This is a genomic window from Lysinibacillus sp. G4S2, from assembly GCF_030348505.1.
Lineage (GTDB): Bacteria > Bacillota > Bacilli > Bacillales_A > Planococcaceae > Lysinibacillus.
The window spans coordinates 200,195-218,174 of the sequence record NZ_JAUCFJ010000002.1 but is presented as its reverse complement, the minus strand read 5'-3'; the positions used below and the strand labels follow the sequence as shown (position 1 = coordinate 218,174).

Sequence of the window (17,980 nt, the reverse complement as noted above, 5' to 3'; positions counted from 1 at the left end):
CTATTTTCTTTACCCTATTTCTCTGTTAACAGTAGTGTATTTCCATATATTTACTGTCGTTGATTTTCCACAGACAGTAAATAGAGTGAAACGTAAATTAGCCTTCGAATTAATTGACCGTTTTTCAAATAGTCATCCTTCATTCGCATAAACATCGTGTCTGCTTGATACTTTTGTTTTCGTTCGCTTTAATGAGCTACAGTTTTGAGATTTATCGAGAACTTTTGATTGTTTATCGACCAACTTTATCGATTTATCAACCAACTTTTTTAATTTATCAACCAACTTTCGAAAAATATCGACATCTACCTTCATGTAACACTATCTGACCGCACTGATGATTTGTGTCGCTTATGACATAAGCATAGTTTTAAGTCAAAATTGAAAACTTTTACATCATAAAAGCGCGAGAAATCAACATTCTCGCGCTTTTTAAGGTTTTGTCCAGTTTTGTCCCAGCCACTTTTGCTATTTTTTATTTAGAAAGCTGCTCGTTCTTATCTTCGTCGATAAAGTACGAGTGTGATTTTGCCGCTTCCTCAATTTCTTTAAATGCCCAGTGTTTAGCTTTCACGTCTGAGAAACTTGGTGTTGTCACGCCATTTAGTGGACCGCGTTCAAACATACGGTTCATCATGACAACAGCTTGCGCACGTGTTAGGTGCTCGTTTGGTGCGAAGCTTCCATCCTCACGACCGTTAATAATGCCGGCAGTACGGTTCGCTTCGATAATCCATTGTGCCCAATGGCCTTTTGTATCGTTGAAAGTAATTGCTACACCTTCATCTAACTGAAGCTGCTTATAGTTCGCAACTACTGTCGCCATTTGTGCACGTGTAATGTTCTCGCTTGCACGGAAATTACCATTCATATCGCCATTCATAATGCCTTGCTCTTTCACAAAGGCAATAGCCCCTGCAGCGTAATGATTACTTGGAATATCGTTGAACGGTGCGTAATCTATTGTTTGGTCATCTGTGTAGCCTAAGATACGCGCAATCATTGTCGCTACTTGCGCACGTGTTACGTTTTCCTCAGGACCAAATGTACCATTCGGGAAGCCTTTAATATAAGCCTCATGCTTACCTACTGTTGGTTTCTCGAATTGAATAACCGTAAATGTGCTGAACTTGTCCACAGTGAAACGTAAACCAAGTTCACCCTTCGCCATTGTCACCACTTCTGGGAATACAACTTTTTTCTCGCCATCCGTATGTTCAATAAACACCGCAAGACGCTCTAAAAATGCTTCACGCTCTGCCGCCGCTGTTGGCACTTTCACACCTTTTAGTGGCAGTGTCACTTGTACAGGACGACTTGGCATATTCGTTTCAATTGTCATCGGACGTGCCACAACACGCACATCATTACTTTGTAGTGTCTCGCGCACTACTTTTTCAACTCTCGCTCGCTCTTCAATCACCTTGCGCTCGCTTTCCTTTTTCACTGGCACTAGGCGGAAGTAGAAGTTGTCATTTACTCCGTCAATAGAACTTACTGGGATTGCTATATGCGCATTATCCGTTGAAATTTCTAAAGATAAGCCATTTTCACGTAGCGTTTGAATCGATTGTTTTGGTACTTCAACCGTTACTTTATCCACTTCGTCATTGACATCTGGAATTACGATACGCGCAATGTTATTGCCAATTTGTTTGGCTTTCTGTACGGCTTCTTTCGCACTCGCTTCTGTTAATGCCACAAAGTCAGTAATTTGACCGTTTGCGTGCTTCGTGCGCTCAATTTCAACCGGTGTTTTCTCCATCGGATTAACGCCGTCGACTTCTAAATCAACTTTGATTTTTGTTGTTGTGCTTGTTTCAGTCGGAGGTGTTGGTGGTGTCCATGTACTTCCTCCGCCACCGCCTGATCCAGATCCAGAACCTGATCCAGATGAAGTATCTTTAGCACGGTTAACTTTAATAATGTATGTTTTTGAGCCTGTATCATCTGTCACTGTAATCATAACTGTATTTTCTCCAACTGCTAGTGGGAAGAAATCAGCCATGTTTATAGCTTTTCCGTTGGCTGTCATAGTCACCTTCGCACCTGGATTAAGTGGTAACGCTGTAAATGATAGTTGAGATGTTGCGTAATCAACGTTCATTGTGTAGTTTGTGACTTCTGATGAGAAGTTCGGACTTAATGTACCTGTTGATGGCTTAAGTGAACCTAGGCCTGGTGTTTGGACAGGTACTTTCACTAGTGCGATCTGAGCCGCTGTTAATTGTGCTAATGCAGCATCTACTTCTGCTTGCGTTGCTTTAGGATTGTTTAATACTGCTTCTGCTTGTAATTTAACCGTTGCATAAGTAGTCCAACTTGTAGGTGTATACTGATTTGAATTTAATCCATTACCTTCTGCTACTTTGTTTCGAAGAGCCGTTTTATCCACTGTTGAAACTGGAACTAAATTCGATACTGCTTCATTTAACTCTGCAAATGCTTGTTTTACTTCTTCTTGCGTTGCTTTTTCATTATCTAGCACTGCTTGAGCCGCTGTTACTTTTTCTTGCATCGTTTTCCAGCTATCAGGCGTGTATTCCCCTTCATTTTTGGCTTTAGCTTCTGCTACTTTATCTCGAAGAGCTGTTTTATCGACTGTTGCTGAGACTGGAGCTAAGTCTTTTTCTGCTTTTTCTAATGCTGTTCTCGCATTATCTACTTCTTCCTGTGTTGCATCTGGTTTTGCAAATACTTCTTTTGCCTTCTCTAGTGCCTTTTGTAATGCACTCCAGCTTTCTGGTGTGTAATTTTCTGCCTTTAATGTTCCATTTCCAAGCTTTCCATCAATGTCATCAATCTTCTCTTCAAGTTTTGATCTATCGACAGTCGCTGAGACTGGAGCTAAGTCTTTTTCTGCTTTTTCTAATGCTGTTTTTGCATTATCTACTTCTGCTTGTGTTGCATCTGGTTTTGCAAATACTTCTTTTGCCTTCTCCAGTGCCTTTTGTAATGCATTCCAGCTTTCTGGTGTGTAATTTTCTTCCTTTAATGTTCCATTTCCAAGCTTTCCATCAATATCGCCAATCTTCTCTTGTAGTTTAGATTTATCGACAGTTGCTGAGACTGGAGCTAAGTCTTTTTCTGCTTTTTCTAATACTGTTTTTGCATTATCTACTTCTTCTTGTGTTGCATCTGGTTTTGCAAATACTTCTTTTGCCTTCTCCAGTGCCTTTTGTAATGCATTCCAGCTTTCTGGTGTGTAATTTTCTGCCTTTAATGTTCCATTTCCAAGCTTTCCATCAATATCGCCAATCTTCTCTTGTAGTTTAGATTTATCGACAGTTGCTGAGACTGGAGCTAAGTCTTTTTCTGCTTTTTCTAATACTGTTTTTGCATTATCTACTTCTTCTTGTGTTGCATCTGGTTTTGCAAATACTTCTTTTGCCTTCTCCAGTGCCTTTTGTAATGCATTCCAGCTTTCTGGTGTGTAATTTTCTGCCTTTAATGTTCCATTTCCAAGCTTTCCATCAATATCGCCAATCTTCTCTTGTAGTTTAGATTTATCGACAGTTGCTGAGACTGGAACTAAGCCTTTTTCTGCGTTTTCTAATGCTGTTTTTGCATTATCTACTTCTGCTTGTGTTGCATCTGGATTTGCTAATACAGCATTTGCTTTAGTCAATGCTGTTTGTAAACTTGTCCAACTTTCTGGTGTATAGTTTGATTCATTTAAATTTTGTGATTCAATCTCATTTTTCTTATCTCGTAAGGCTTGCTTATTTGCCTGAATTTCATTATCTTTCAATGTAATTAAACGGAAACCTACGATTTGACCAGCTGAATCCACTTCATAAATTCCAATATATTTATTTTTAGTTCCATCTACATTGGGTAAATCAGTTTCTGAAGTATAATCTTGGACACCCGCTGGAAGTGTATCTCCAGGCATAGGATATGTTAGTAGTTTGTCTGAAACAAGTACTTTAAATTTGTTTTCTGATGTTTGAGGTGATGGGAGTGTTAGTTTTGTTGAGCTCTCAGTTTCCCCTTTAGCAGCAGTAACCTCAAGTACATTTGCAGGTGTTACAGCCCCATCCCAGAATTTAATTGAGTATACTTTCCCACCTGTTGTTGTTTCTTTACCAGATGATATATGGTCATCATGGAAAAAACCAAATCGAATTTTGTTATCTACAATAGAAGGGGATACAACTGGAGAGGCTATCATTCACTTCAATTTCTTTTTGGAATACACCGTCTACCATCATATAGGCAGTGAATTTTTTTGTACTATCATCTCTTGTGGCAATAATGTCGATTATACTTTTTGGGGTAGCTGATTTTTTTCCATCAGTACCAACGTTAAAGAATTTCAATTGTTTATTATCATTAAAATAAAATCCTTGATCAGCAGTTTTATTTTTATAATCTATAATTTTCGTCCAGCTACTATGAAATGTATCATAAGAAAAACGTACGCTGATCGTATAAGTTTTATCAATCCCTACTTTAGTTGGATCAATATCTAGTGTGAAACCACCCCCACGATTAGTATTTGTTGTCCATTGCCAATAAGGGCCTGTACTATCAGATCCATATGTTGCAGTTGTATTTCCATATGTTTGCCCGCCATGTGTTCCGGAAACCTCCACTAATGTAGAATTACCTTTTTTATCCTTTGGTAAAATTTTACCCGTTCCTTGATCCGTAAATTCATAATCTACAATTAATTCGGGGGTTGTGCTTGCTGCCTGTGCTCTATCGGGTACTATAGCGAATGATAAACTACTAGCAATAAGAATTATTGAAAGCATCATACTTAGTGAATACTTCCACCACTTTTGCTGTTTTGTTGTTTGCATATTTTTTCTCCAATCTTTTTAAAGTTTCCTAAATTACAAGTGAATGAACTCTCATACCTCCTTTTACTCAACAACATCTTTTTCCAAGAGATCCGTTCTTTTCGACAGATTCCCTCATCATTAACTATAGAAAATCGACCTATACAAAACATATACAACAATAATTTGTCATAGGTGCTTTAATTGCTTCCATGACAATATCCACAATCCACATTTAAAAGAACACATTCTATACACATAAAAAACAGGCAATATTGTTGTTCTTTCATCAACATTGCCTGTTTTTATCATCATATTTCGTTAACCTTCTAGACTCTCATAAGTACATAAGACACAAAATCTTAAAAAAAACGCAAAACCTATTTACCTATTCATCCAAAATATACATAAAAAAATCCTAAGCTATGATAAAATTAGGTTATCGACATCTACTAAGATATTTACGTCTAGACAGAACTCTTTTCAGCAGGTAAATAATAAACCATTTCTTATTTTATCTAGGACAAAAATCCCTATGAGTTACCATCACACTTATTCAAAACCATACAGGAGGTTTCCCATATTATGAAAAACAAAAGAAAACTAACTTTACTCGCACTAGTTGCTGTTCCTTCACTGATCTATACTGCACCTACTACGTCAGCATCGGCTGCTGATATCGCGGGACATACAAAAACTGCTTACATATACAATAATTATTACTACAACTCTAACGTTTCGAATGTTATACAGCTTATTTCGAACATTAACGATACTTATTACTCATTCCAAGGAAACCTTGAGGCAGCGCTCAAAGCCTACAATGCGTTAACTGAAACGGAAAAACAATACGTTACGAATTATTCAACCCTGTCAAATCACCAACAGACAAGAATAGCGTATCGTAAGCTTGCTGCACAAATTGATGAAAAATTAGCTTCAGTGGATTCAACTTCATCCAATTACTATCAAAATGTCATGGAAACGAAAGATTGGTACAATACGTTAAATGCAGCGCAAAAAACATATGTGAGTGCAGAATCACAAAAAATACTGAATTCCTATATCACACCAAATACATCTATCGATAAAGTAGTCAATAAAATCCAATTGTTAAACTCTTCTCGTATTAGCTTCCATCAAGATGTAGCTGATGCAAGAGCTGAGCTCAATGCACTACGCAAATATACAAACGTCTCATTACCTGCTGGCGTCGAAAAGATTTTATTAGATGCTGAACAGCTTGTTGTGAAGGACAAGGCGGCGGCAAAGGAAGTGGAGAACGCTATTGCAGCTTTATCGCCTAAGACGTCCACTGCTCAAGATGTACAGGCAGTCAAAACAGCTTTCGAAGCTTTAACGCCTGTGCAACAGCAGCTTGTGCCAAATGTCTGGACATTAGCAGACTATGTAAATGGAAAATATGAGCTACCGACTAAAGGGAGCAAAACAAAAACTCAAGTTTTTTCGGATACAGTAGCCTTACCAGGTAAAATTACAGCTATGACTAGAAACAAAAATACCTATACGGCAAAAATTAATGTTGCTGACTCGGAAAATAGTACAGAGCGCTTCATTTTAACAACAAAATCCAATATGACGGTTATTATTCCACCGCTAGGAACGCTTCTTAATAAGGATACTGGTGTTATGGAAATTCAAATTACACGAAATTTGAATCAGATCACATTCCAAGCAACATTAAATAATAAACCAGTTGAATTCGAGGCAGATATGGAAATCATTCTCGAGAATTTACCATCAAATGCCTCCATCGTTCGTACTTATGACTTTAACGAGCAAATCCCAGCTGATTACACAGTAGAAGGAAATCGACATTTTATTCAAACTACTACACCTGGTACATTCCAGATTGTTAGAAATTAATCCGCTCAATATTTTTCATCATAACCCTCTGCATTTTTGCAGAGGGTTATCTTTTTCTCTGCTCTTCAATCACAACATCAAAAATAGCCCCCCTCTTAAAGATTCATGGACACTTGTAACGAAATCTAACTTACATTAATACACCATAATAAGGATTATTTTATATCCGTGCATCAACGACTTTTGCTCTTTCTGATATGCCAAGCAGCCCCCTTTTACCAACATTCCTTGGTCCAACAAACAAATACGCATTGCCAAATTCTCCTATTCAATACGCTCTTTTATCACACTTTTCAAAAAAAAAATTCCGAAAACCATTGACATCTGTCATAAAACAGGCATATTCTTGAATAAAATTTCCTTAAAGAAACAATATGAAGTTAGGGAAAAATTATTAACGAAAGGAATAAAAAAGGCGTATGACAAAAACATTAATACCACTTTCTGAATGCTCATTTGGGGATTGTTTTTTAATAAAAGAAATAAAGATCGAGGGTCCTTTAAGAAGAAGATTATTAGATTTAGGCTTTGTAAAAGGAGCAGAAATCTCTGTTCTTCGTAAAAGTCCCTTAGGAGACCCTGTAGCTTATCGTGTAAGCAATACAACAATTGCATTACGTAATGATGAGAGCTCTAAGATTTTAGGAGAAATTGTTAGGGGGGATACAAAGTGATAGTAAATAAAATAGCTTTAGCAGGTAACCCAAATACAGGTAAAAGCACATTGTTTAATACATTAACAGGCTTGAAGCAGCATACTGGGAACTGGCCGGGGAAAACGGTTGTTCACGCAGAAGGATCTTTTCAGCATAAAGGCGAGCAATATGTACTCGTAGATTTGCCCGGGACCTATTCTCTATTTTCTAACTCAACAGATGAAGAAGTAGCAAGAGATTATATTATTTTTGACCAACCGGATGCAACGATTGTTGTGCTTGATGCGACATCATTAGAAAGAAATTTAAATCTTGCGCTCCAAGTATTAGAAATGACTAACAATGTCATCATTTGCATCAATTTAATTGATGAAGCTGAGAAAAAAGGTATCCGAATTGATGAAAAGAAATTGGCTCGCGAACTAGGAGTCCCTGTCGTAAAAATATCAGCTAGAAATAAAAAAGGAATTGATCAATTGTTAGATACATTGAATCAACTAGTAAATGGGCAAATTGTTACAACTCCTTATCGCATGACCTATTCGAAAGAAATAGAGGAAGCCATAACAAAGGTAGAATCGAAATTAGAAGGTTATTTTGATGATAAATATCCATCGAGATGGGTTGCCCTTCGCTTGCTTGACGGTGATGAGGAATTGATCTTAAAACTGCAAAATCATGGGAATAATAGACAGAGAGAGGTGAGAACAAATGGAGTCCCAGTCAGTGTTAAATCATAGTGCGTTAAAAAACATTTTAGCTGAAGTGAAAGAAGTTTCGAATGAGGATATTCGAGATGAAATCGTTAGTGATATTTATACTAAAAGTAAATCCTTATGTAAAAAGGTCGTATCGCAGCAGCCTGCAATGTACAGATCCGATAAATTAGATGAAATTTTTACATCTCGCATTTGGGGATTCCCTATTATGCTCATTCTGCTTGGGACTGTCTTTTACATTACTATCGCTGGCGCAAACGTACCATCAGATATGTTATCGAGCTTATTTGGCTATTTAGAGAGTAAGCTAACAACACTTTTTGAAGTAATGCACGCACCAGAATGGTTACATGGTGTTTTAGTTCTCGGGCTGTTCAGAGGGACTGGTTGGGTTATTAGTGTTATGCTACCGCCAATGGCTATATTCTTCCCTATGTTCGCTCTATTAGAAAACTACGGTTATCTACCACGAGTAGCATTTAACATGGACCGTTTATTTAAACGAGCAGGAGGACATGGGAAGCAATCATTAACTATGGCAATGGGCTTTGGTTGTAATGCTGCAGCTATTCTATCTACTAGAATTATAGAATCTCCTCGTGAACGAATGTTAGCTATTTTAACGAATAATTTTGTTCCTTGTAACGGGAGATGGCCAACACTTATTTTATTAGCATCATTATTTATGGTAACTGGTTTTACCGGGGCAGCAGGTACATTTATGACAGCAGCAATTTTGATGGGATTTGTCATGTTCGGTGTCGTTGTAACATTAACTGTATCTTGGGTCCTTTCTAAAACGGCTTTAAAAGGCGTACCAACTCATTACACATTAGAGCTTCCACCATTCCGAAGACCAAAGTTTTGGAATACAATCATACGAGCAAGTATTGATAAAGCATGGAATGTATTAAAAAGAGCGGTTATCGTTGCAGCACCTGCCTCTATTTTAACTTGGGTATTCGCCAACATTTACGTTGGGAATACAAGTATTCTCATGCACTTTGTTAACTTTTTAGACCCATTTGGTCAGGCTCTTGGTATGGATGGCTTTATTATGGCTGCATTTATCCTTGGGCTACCAGCCAATGAAATTGTTATCCCTATCCTAATTATGGCGTATTTATCTCAAGGAGCTATGCTAGAAATTGAAGATTTATCGAAGCTAAAACAAGTGTTTATCGACCACGGCTGGACGTGGCTAACAGCTTTAAATATGATGTTATTCTCACTCCTGCACTACCCTTGCGGAACGACTTTAGTCAACATTTATAAAGAAACAAAAAGTGCGAAATGGACATTTATGTCATTTTTAATTCCAACTGTTATCGCCATTAGCGTAACATGGCTAACGGCGACAGTTGCTCGAGCGTTTGGTTGGGTGTGATGGAGGGGCTAATTAAAGGATATCGGTTTTGTTATTTCTTAAAAAAGCTGATAGGAGGATGCAACAATGAAAAAAGAATCAGATGATAATGTTGTTTTAATCGCCTCTGCCCCTAAAGGTTATGGAAAAAAAATTATTGAAAATCAAATTTCCCAAATGAATAAACAAAATGCAATATTAAAGCGAAAGCTTGCCGAAATAAAACGAAATACTTATTAAATATATATACGACAGCCCTTCTGCTACGTTTTTACTCAGGAGGGTTTTTTTCATCCTAAAAGATTGGATAATTTTTAGGAAATATGAAATTTAATATCTTTCAACAAAGTGATCTTTAAATTAAAAGTCAAGTTATTGAATGAAAAAGAATAAAAATAATCAAAGAAAAGAGGCACTTTCTGTTCAAATCCGAACAAAAAGTGCCTCTTTATTAATTTCGAAAAACTTAATCGTTTAAAAAACATAAGTTTTTCAGTGCCCTCGTTATGCCCTGCCTCTTTTTTATGCTTATTGAGTTCTAGGCTTGATTAATACATAAGTTGGAGCTGTTGGAGCTGTTGATTCTTTCGCGTAAACAATATTTCCATATTTATCTTTTGTGAATAGATAAATACGTTGGTCTTTTTGGAACACGTTTGTTGAATTCGGATCACTTCCAGTTTGGATAGCTGTAAACGTTTTGGCAGAACTTGCGTCATTAGGTGCTGTAATTTTTCCTTTTCCGTATGAAACGATTGCTCCACCAGGAATATATGTGAAATTACTGCTATCTGCTTTCGTTATAATCTCTTGTACATTTTCTAATGTTAATTCATATCCCTCAGAAAGGACTGCCCAATAATAGTGCTGATCCCATGTAATATCAGTATTTAGGTTTGCGACAACTTGAACCTGTTTAGAAATATTTAGATTACTTAGGAACTGTGTATCAGGTAATAATGTTGCAGAAGTAATTGTATTCACTTTCGTTGGATATTTGTACTCTGCTCTTTCCTTACTAAATGTCCAGCCACCTTTATCTTTAGCTGTAGCATTTACAGTTATGTCAAAGCTTTGTTTCACTTCATTAGCAAAATTAAGAATTAGCTTACGAGGGTCAGAATCCTTTTTACCAGTCGTATCTTCCCATTTCCATGAAGCATAGGATGGTGAAATAGCTGTATTTGTATCTGGATCTATTAATTTAAAATCTGAATCCTTTAGATCAACAGCCTCTGAAAAGGTTACTTCAAATGTTTTGCCATCGAGACGTTTAAAGATAGGATCTTCTACTTTTGGTGGTGTCCCATCTGAGAAGAATTTGTATGCCATAACACCTGTGCCATTCTCGCCAGGTGTCAGATTCATTGGTTTATTTTGTTTTTCATCATACGTGTAAACTTTCGATTCTGTACCCACCTGTAACATTGTTTCATTATTATAGCGATCCTTTACAGCAACATAAAGCTCGTATTTTTGATGAGGTTCTAAGGAAAGATTAATTTCATTTGTATCTTTCCGCATATTGCTTGCTGTTCCTTTAGCAATAACCTCTGCTGCACTTGTTGGTGGTGGAGTTGGATCTCCTTCTTTTCTCAAGATGTAGTGATATGTTCCATCTTCATCTGACATAAATCTAAAAGTAGCCTTCTTGTCACCTTCTGCTATTTTTATTGATGTATTTTCAATTTTCGGTGGTGTACGGTCATCAATAACATGTTTTGTTTGAATGTCAGATACATTCCCTGAACGATCTCGTAGCACCATATAAATCGAATAGCTCTTAAATGGATCTAATGGTGGTGTCGCATTTGGAAGCGGAATGGTAACCTTTTGTTGTCCTAATTGCGCTGGTTTATTACCACCACTACCGACAATAGCTACATCCTCTGTTCCAACTTTAAAAGTTTTTGAATTCAATTGAACAGCTTCAATTAAACGTAGGCGATCATCCCTTGTTAACTTTAAGTCTGACTCCATAATTAAATAATGATAAGTACCTGCTTTTGTTGCATTGAATTCCACGAGTGTCTGATCTTTTTCCTTATTAATCGCAGGTTCCCCTATGATTGTTAAGTAAGGCCACTCACCATCTTTATGAATATATTCAGCTGTATTTCTTGGAACACTATTAGGCGGAATATTATTAATGTTTTCGAATTCATTATCAGCTAAGTCTTTAACAGTTGGAGATATAGTTACAACTAAGTTATCTCCATTGACAAAACCTGTTAATGAAGGAACAGTGAAGATTAACCTTTTTTGAGACTTATTATAGACAACTTTTTCGGGACGAATTGGTTTTTGTAAGCCTACATTAATAATCCCTGTACCTGTAAATTCATAGTTCTCTACTTTTTCAGCAGTAATAGGATCTAACTCTTCGCTCACTGTTACATAAAATTCGTTTTTAATCTCGTCCAATTTATATAATTCTCCTCCAACTATATATGGAGGAATTTTGTCTAACGCACTTGTCTTGAATTCCTTTATAGCCTCTTTCGGAATAGGGTCCACCGATTTATTACCCGAATCATCCTTCATCACTACATAAAGTTGATACTCTGTTTCAGCTTCTAAACCTGTTAAAATTTCAGTAATCCCAAGTTTACCCGCAACTGCCTTCCCTTTACCTGTTGGCTTAGCAATAATGTCTGCAGTTGTAGGATCTGCGGCAGTCGTCTTTTTACGCACATAGTAGTAATATTCCCCTGGCTCACTCGCTGTAAATTTTAACTCAGCGCGTGTTCCGCCATTTAGTGGATCTACTGTAAGTGACTTTACGGCTGGCGGTGAGCCATCCTTCATTTGGAATGATTGTGATTTAATATCCGAAGCATTTTTCGCTCCATCAACTACCATTACATAAACGACATATTCTTTTTTCTCACCTAGATTAGTGACTTTAACAGTGTTTGTGCCTTTTACAGCCGCACCTGTTCCACTTGCTGCGTTTTCAGTAGCAATACGTTCTACCATTTCTCGTTTTGTTGGTGCATCAGCGCTCTTTTCACGAACTATATAATAGTAAGTGCCGACTTCATCTGACGTAAAATCCACCTGAGCATCGCTACCATTTAATGGTGTTACCTTTGTGATATCAACCATTGGTTTCGTTTTATCAGTCGGTTTTTGATTCTCAATTTCATCCTTATCAATCGGTTTACCGTCTGGATCAGTAATAATGCCTACATTATCTTTATCCTCTAGGAAGTCGTCGAAGATATTATTCGGTGACTCGCCCTTCGGTATAATAACTTTGTCAATATATGTGTAATCTCCAATATCAACCCAACCATATGCATTATCAACGTACAGAGTACCTACACGACCGTCCAAATAAAGCTCTAAATCTGTATAGCTATTGTAGTTAATCCAGTCGATCTTGCCATCTCCGTAGATTGTTAGCTTTGTATCTGTATTGAGGTTTAGTGTCCCGATATTTCCTTGAATCTCAAATTCACGGACATTTCTGATGATGTCTACACGTGGTAGCTTCATATTTGTTTCGATTTTTGTACCGCTTTGAGATACGACTAGGCGTGATACAGTGCTGTTATAAAATTCAATATGTTTTTCAACATTTTTCATCGTCACTTTATCTTTAGACCAATTCTCAAATGGCTTGTTTTTATCAGGATTCTTGTTTGAATTCTGATCTGTCCAATTTTCAAAATCCGTTGTCGGACCGTTATTGGACGGGGGTGGATTTTCACCATTTGGATTTTCGGGTTTAGACCAGTCGATAAACGCAAAATTATTGCTTGCTATACGGCCAATCGATAATGGATTATAGTTGGAAACACCTAAATGTAAAGGTGGACGTACCGTTTCGTTCACATACATTGTGCCAGTCAATGTAACATTTGAAAATTCAATATAGTTCCCATTTACGATAATTGTCGCACCGAAGGAACCATGATCTCCATCAAACTCTAGGAATTTTGAGCTTGTCCCGCTCGCATTCAATGTTAGCTTCGATACAGAGCGAATAGTTTTGCCTGAAAGATCCCCTTCAATAAACGCACCTTTTAATACTGGTGCATTATATTCGTTAAAAATATGTGAAAGACTTTCTGGTACTGAATATGGTTCAGCATTTATGTAGACAACATCGTCTTCAACACCTGTAATTTTGAAAGATGTGGCATTGCTCTTTTTCTCTTGTGAACGCACAATAAAGGATGCAATTTGTCCACGAGTTACCGCATCAAATGGTGAGAATGTGACAGGTGTTGTTCCTTCTGTAATATTTAAATCAACTAAAGTTTGTATATAGATGGCGTTGCTTGTTTGGCTTGTTACATCTTTGAAGCTATGGTTGTAATTAGATGCCACCTCAAATTTAAAGCCTAGCACTAATATTTTCGCTAATTGCCCACGTGTAACGACTTCATTTGGCATAAATGTTCCATTTGAATATCCAGACATGATTCCTGCATTTTGCAATGCGGCTACATATTTATAGTATTCACTGCCCTGTGGAACGTCTTTAAAATATGGATCTTGTACATTTTTTAAGTCTAAGTCTAAAACAGTTGCTAGCATTTTTGCTGCCTGACCACGTGTTACATTTTGATTTGGTCGAAAAGTTTTATCTGCATACCCACTAATCGCACCTTGAGAGTATAGTTTTAAAATATTGTCATAATGACTTGAATATTGGTCAATATCTGTAAATGGTGAAGTAGCTGCTGCTGCCTTTTGTGGTGGTGGCACTACAACAGCAATCCCACTAGTAGCAAAAACCGTTGCTATCAGTGCTTTATTCACTTTTTGGATTTTTGTTTTATCCATCCCACTCTTCCTTTCTTTTATGTATTTTGATACGTACAAAATATCATTTTCATCATACCCTTTATATCGACAGGTAGATAGTGAACCTTCATAGACATTTCTAAAATAATGGAAAAAAATCGTTAATAAAAGCTAGCAATAAGCTCAAAAAGGCACATCATCATAACGTGGAGTTGATTTCCGTTCCGACTGGGCGCTTTGTTGGGGGTGTCAGTCGGAACGAAGATCTGCTTATATTTACAGTCTGCGTTTAACAAATGTTATCCCTAGCTTTTGGTGATGAATCAAAAAAACAGTTTGGACACTACACTCTTCGTCTACTGACCAACCGTTTTTTTGAAATTCCTTTCATAACACAAAAAAACCAAGGAGCATCGGTGCTCTCTTGGCTTTAGCGATATATAGGCATACATCCGGTCGAACTTGCGATGTCATAAGGGAAAGGGGGATAACCTTACATCTTGTCAAGTCGATCGAGAGATGTGTCCCGAGTTTACGAATCATTTGAACATGTTTTAGAAGTCATATGGGGAATGACTTAAAAGTAGCTTGCCCAAATGATTGTCGTATTAATCGTGTACCCAAAAAATAAAAGATGTAAGCCTATTTCAATACATTTTTTTATTTATTTTCTTGTTCAGCGACCATGACTTGATTTCGTCCAGCTTGTTTTGCGAGATACAGCGCCCCATCCGCAGCTTCAATCAGCTTTTCTGCAGTGTCAGCCATTTGTGGATATACAGCAACTCCAGCAGATAATGTCACTGGGCGACCACAAGGACTTATAGTATGAGCCAAAATATGGCGCAGTTGCTCCGCCACCTGTGCCGCTTCCTCAGCTGTAGTATTTGGCAATAACAAAACAAATTCTTCGCCACCGTAGCGACAGCAAACATCTCCATCACGAGCGACCGCTTTCATATTTTGAGCTAAAAATTGCAATACTTTGTCGCCGACTGCATGGCCATACGTATCATTAACACTCTTAAAATGATCTAAATCAAACAAAATGAAGGCATGCGGCAACTTGTTTTCCAGCCATTCAGCTAGCATTGCATCCATCGTGCGACGATTCGTTATACCTGTTAATGGATCTGTTGTAGATTGATCCTTAAAATAAGACACTTGCCCCTGTAAAAACGTTAAACTGTGTATAAGAGCACTCTTCAAATAATAAACTTCAAAATACCAGCCACGCACAGATTTCAAGCCTTCTACATTTTTCGTTTCCAAGCTCTCCTCTGTTAAAGTAGCTAATTGCTGTAAAGGATTTGCAATACGTGCTGCCGCCCAAAGTACAATAATGAGTGAAATTAGCATAAGAGGAATGGATTTTATAATGACATCCTGTACACGATCAAATGAAGGTTCTAATGCTACATCTAATGGTCTTTGAGCAACAACACCCCAACCTGTTAAAGGGACTGTACTATAACCAGCAAGCATTTCTATTCCTTTTGTATTCACCACTTGCTGTGCTCCATTTTTTCCAGAAACTACTGCTTGAACAACTTTATTATCAATAGCAATATCATTGACACGACTTGGGTCCTGATGATAGATAACGCGTCCGTCTGAATCAACTACATAAACATACGAACCATCCTGATAATAATGTTCCCCTAGTAACGTATTAAAAACATTTCGTTCCTTTAAATAAATTGTCCCAGCAACCATTCCTAAATATTCATCTTTCTCTGAAAAAATAGGATACGATATAAAAATCAGAAGACGCCCTGTAATCCCTTCATAAGGTTTTGAGACAAAAGGCTCCCTTTTCGATAACGCTTCTTCTGTTTCAACAGCTGTTAATACTTGACCTTGTGCCTCTTCAGCTGGTGGTGTAACAGATAATACAAGACCTTCTGCATTTGTGATAAACACTGCGTTAAACATATTATCTTGCATTTTCAAACGCTCTGTTTCACTATTCAACGCATTCTCATCATTCATTTTCGACTTTATATGGTTGGCGCTATATCCTAAAATCTTAAAAGCTTCCTCTAGATAAGCACTTGCGGTTGTCGCTAATTTTTGAGCATATACTCGATTCGTTTCAAGCGTATTTTCTTTAATGGAGTCAACATTCATTCGATAACCGCTCCAAATGCTACCAATGCTTGTTAAGAAAAATGCAGCCAACGCAACTCCCATGATTAAATGTTTTAACTTTATACGTTTTGATTTCATTTTCTACCCTTTACCTCTAGCTTATAATTTCTTATAAATATCTTTTTCAACTACTGCCAATTAACTTTATCTCTATCAGTCTATTAAAGCACAAAAAATTCCTTATTAAGGATAATTTCGTGTGTTAAGAAAAAACATTTGTCAAAATAGTGTTTTTCATGACCCTATTATAACAAAAGTACGATAGTAGGCTCATAACCATAACGTGGGGTTGATTTCCGTTCCAACTGGGCGCTTTCTCGGGGCATCCGATAAGCCCTGTGACGCTGCCCTCCAAGGAGTCGCGTTGTTGGAACGAAGATCATTACATATGTTTAAATCACCACCATACCCAACTTTCGGAGGATGATCCATATAGTAGGGAAAGTTCCAAAATTTTAGCATCGTTAACAGAATAAAAATATAGTATTTTATATCTATAAAGCTCTTATATTTTCGATAGATTTTTATTGTAAATTTATAGAAGAGGGTATAAATATGTTGTTACGTAAAGCAGCTCCAATTATGTTTGGTTTCAGTATGGCATTATGGGCCAATACTTCTTTTAATCCAAAAAAGACAGCTCGTTCAAACATCAAAAACTTTGTCACTACCTAGCTTTCAAAGTGAATATAAAATGAAATGGCATCGAGTAAATGCGGACTACGCCCAATTCTCCCTCGTAGGAAAACATAATTCTAATGAGATTGGAGGATATGAAACACGTATTGGGTATAGCGTATTTGGTGTTCTTATCGGTGCCAATCGAACAGATGTGTATAAAAAATATGGTCTTCCGCTCAGTGCCATTCACTATCAAAATACAAGTTATTTACTCGATTATAATGATTGTGAAGGCAATGCTACACATGGGACCTATTTAATTGATCATCACTATGTTACTTTTTTCTATGATTTACACAAAAACAATAAAGTTCGTTCTATCATTTGGATTAATGCCGAAACAGAATTAAGTAAAAGTGGTTATTATGGTAAGCCTTGCAATGAACTACGAACAGGGCTTGAAGATTTAATGGTTGAACTTATTAATCATGAGCGAGTTATAGAAGGATTACAGCCACTTATTTATGATAAAAAATGTAATCACATTGCTCGACAGCACAGCAGCAATATGATTACACATCAATTTTTTAGCCATAAGGATCATGTAGGTAATCATTCCAATGACCGTCTCACTGTTAGTGGAGTTAATTACTTCTGGTATGGCGAAAATCTAGCCCATGGACAGCACAATAGTATTTTTGCCCATGAAGCACTGATGAATTCAAAAGGACATCGTACAAATATTTTAAGAAAAGAATTTACACATATTTTTGTTGGTGTCTGTTTTAAAGATAACGGTGCACCCTATTATACAGTTAACTTCTATTCTAAATAATTTGGTTAATCGATAATCAATAGCACACAAAAATCTCTATGCGAAAATTTATTGCATAGAGATTTTTTTACATCTTTATCACGATAAAATTTTCAGACAAATGAAAGTTATTATCTGAAATTTGACAGAGAATCTTTATTCTAAATTTTTTTACTTTTATTGTTATTCTGACATATAATTTTCTGACTAATTATTTTATA

Annotated in this window: 10 protein-coding genes; 6 read left to right on the top strand and 4 right to left on the bottom strand. The window is 36.9% G+C overall.

Annotation, left to right across the window (positions count from 1 at the left end; all coding sequences use genetic code 11):
* Positions 1–475 precede the first annotated feature (475 nt).
* On the bottom strand, positions 476–4,174 hold the full coding sequence (locus QUF91_RS01390) for an S-layer homology domain-containing protein (protein WP_289416601.1): 3,699 nt from the start codon (positions 4,172–4,174) through the stop codon (positions 476–478).
* On the bottom strand, positions 4,134–4,808 hold the full coding sequence (locus tag QUF91_RS01385) for a hypothetical protein (RefSeq protein ID WP_289416600.1): 675 nt from the start codon (positions 4,806–4,808) through the stop codon (positions 4,134–4,136). The genes QUF91_RS01390 and QUF91_RS01385 overlap by 41 nt, the downstream gene beginning before the upstream one ends.
* Positions 4,809–5,372: 564 nt before the next feature.
* Between QUF91_RS01385 and QUF91_RS01380 the strand changes: the two genes are divergently transcribed.
* The 5 genes from QUF91_RS01380 to QUF91_RS01360 all read left to right on the top strand — a co-directional run bounded on the left by QUF91_RS01380 (position 5,373) and on the right by QUF91_RS01360 (position 9,655).
* Positions 5,373–6,674: a hypothetical protein gene (locus QUF91_RS01380; RefSeq protein ID WP_289416599.1), complete on the top strand. Its 1,302-nt coding sequence runs from the start codon at positions 5,373–5,375 to the stop codon at positions 6,672–6,674.
* Between the two features lie 419 nt (positions 6,675–7,093).
* Positions 7,094–7,348: a FeoA family protein gene (locus QUF91_RS01375; protein ID WP_285398165.1), complete on the top strand. Its 255-nt coding sequence runs from the start codon at positions 7,094–7,096 to the stop codon at positions 7,346–7,348.
* Positions 7,345–8,070: a FeoB small GTPase domain-containing protein gene (locus QUF91_RS01370; protein WP_289416598.1), complete on the top strand. Its 726-nt coding sequence runs from the start codon at positions 7,345–7,347 to the stop codon at positions 8,068–8,070. Before QUF91_RS01375 ends, QUF91_RS01370 begins: the two co-directional genes overlap by 4 nt.
* Positions 8,042–9,436 (top strand): nucleoside recognition domain-containing protein, encoded by a 1,395-nt coding sequence (locus tag QUF91_RS01365; protein ID WP_289416597.1) that lies wholly within the window; start codon positions 8,042–8,044, stop codon positions 9,434–9,436. Before QUF91_RS01370 ends, QUF91_RS01365 begins: the two co-directional genes overlap by 29 nt.
* Positions 9,437–9,502: 66 nt before the next feature.
* Positions 9,503–9,655, top strand: coding sequence for a hypothetical protein (locus QUF91_RS01360; protein ID WP_285398162.1), 153 nt, complete (start codon positions 9,503–9,505; stop codon positions 9,653–9,655).
* Positions 9,656–9,943: 288 nt separating this feature from the next.
* On the opposite strand, the gene QUF91_RS01355 is transcribed toward QUF91_RS01360, so the two are convergent.
* Positions 9,944–14,212 carry an S-layer homology domain-containing protein gene (locus QUF91_RS01355; RefSeq protein ID WP_289416596.1) on the bottom strand — a complete coding sequence of 1,423 codons (4,269 nt, stop codon included), beginning with the start codon at positions 14,210–14,212 and terminating at the stop codon, positions 9,944–9,946.
* Positions 14,213–14,833: 621 nt separating this feature from the next.
* A complete protein-coding gene (locus QUF91_RS01350) occupies positions 14,834–16,402 on the bottom strand; it encodes a sensor domain-containing diguanylate cyclase (RefSeq protein WP_289416595.1) in 1,569 nt (522 codons plus the stop codon).
* Positions 16,403–16,985: 583 nt separating this feature from the next.
* Between QUF91_RS01350 and QUF91_RS01345 the strand changes: the two genes are divergently transcribed.
* Positions 16,986–17,780: a CAP domain-containing protein gene (locus QUF91_RS01345; protein ID WP_483308101.1), complete on the top strand. Its 795-nt coding sequence runs from the start codon at positions 16,986–16,988 to the stop codon at positions 17,778–17,780.
* The last annotated feature ends 200 nt before the right edge of the window (positions 17,781–17,980 follow it).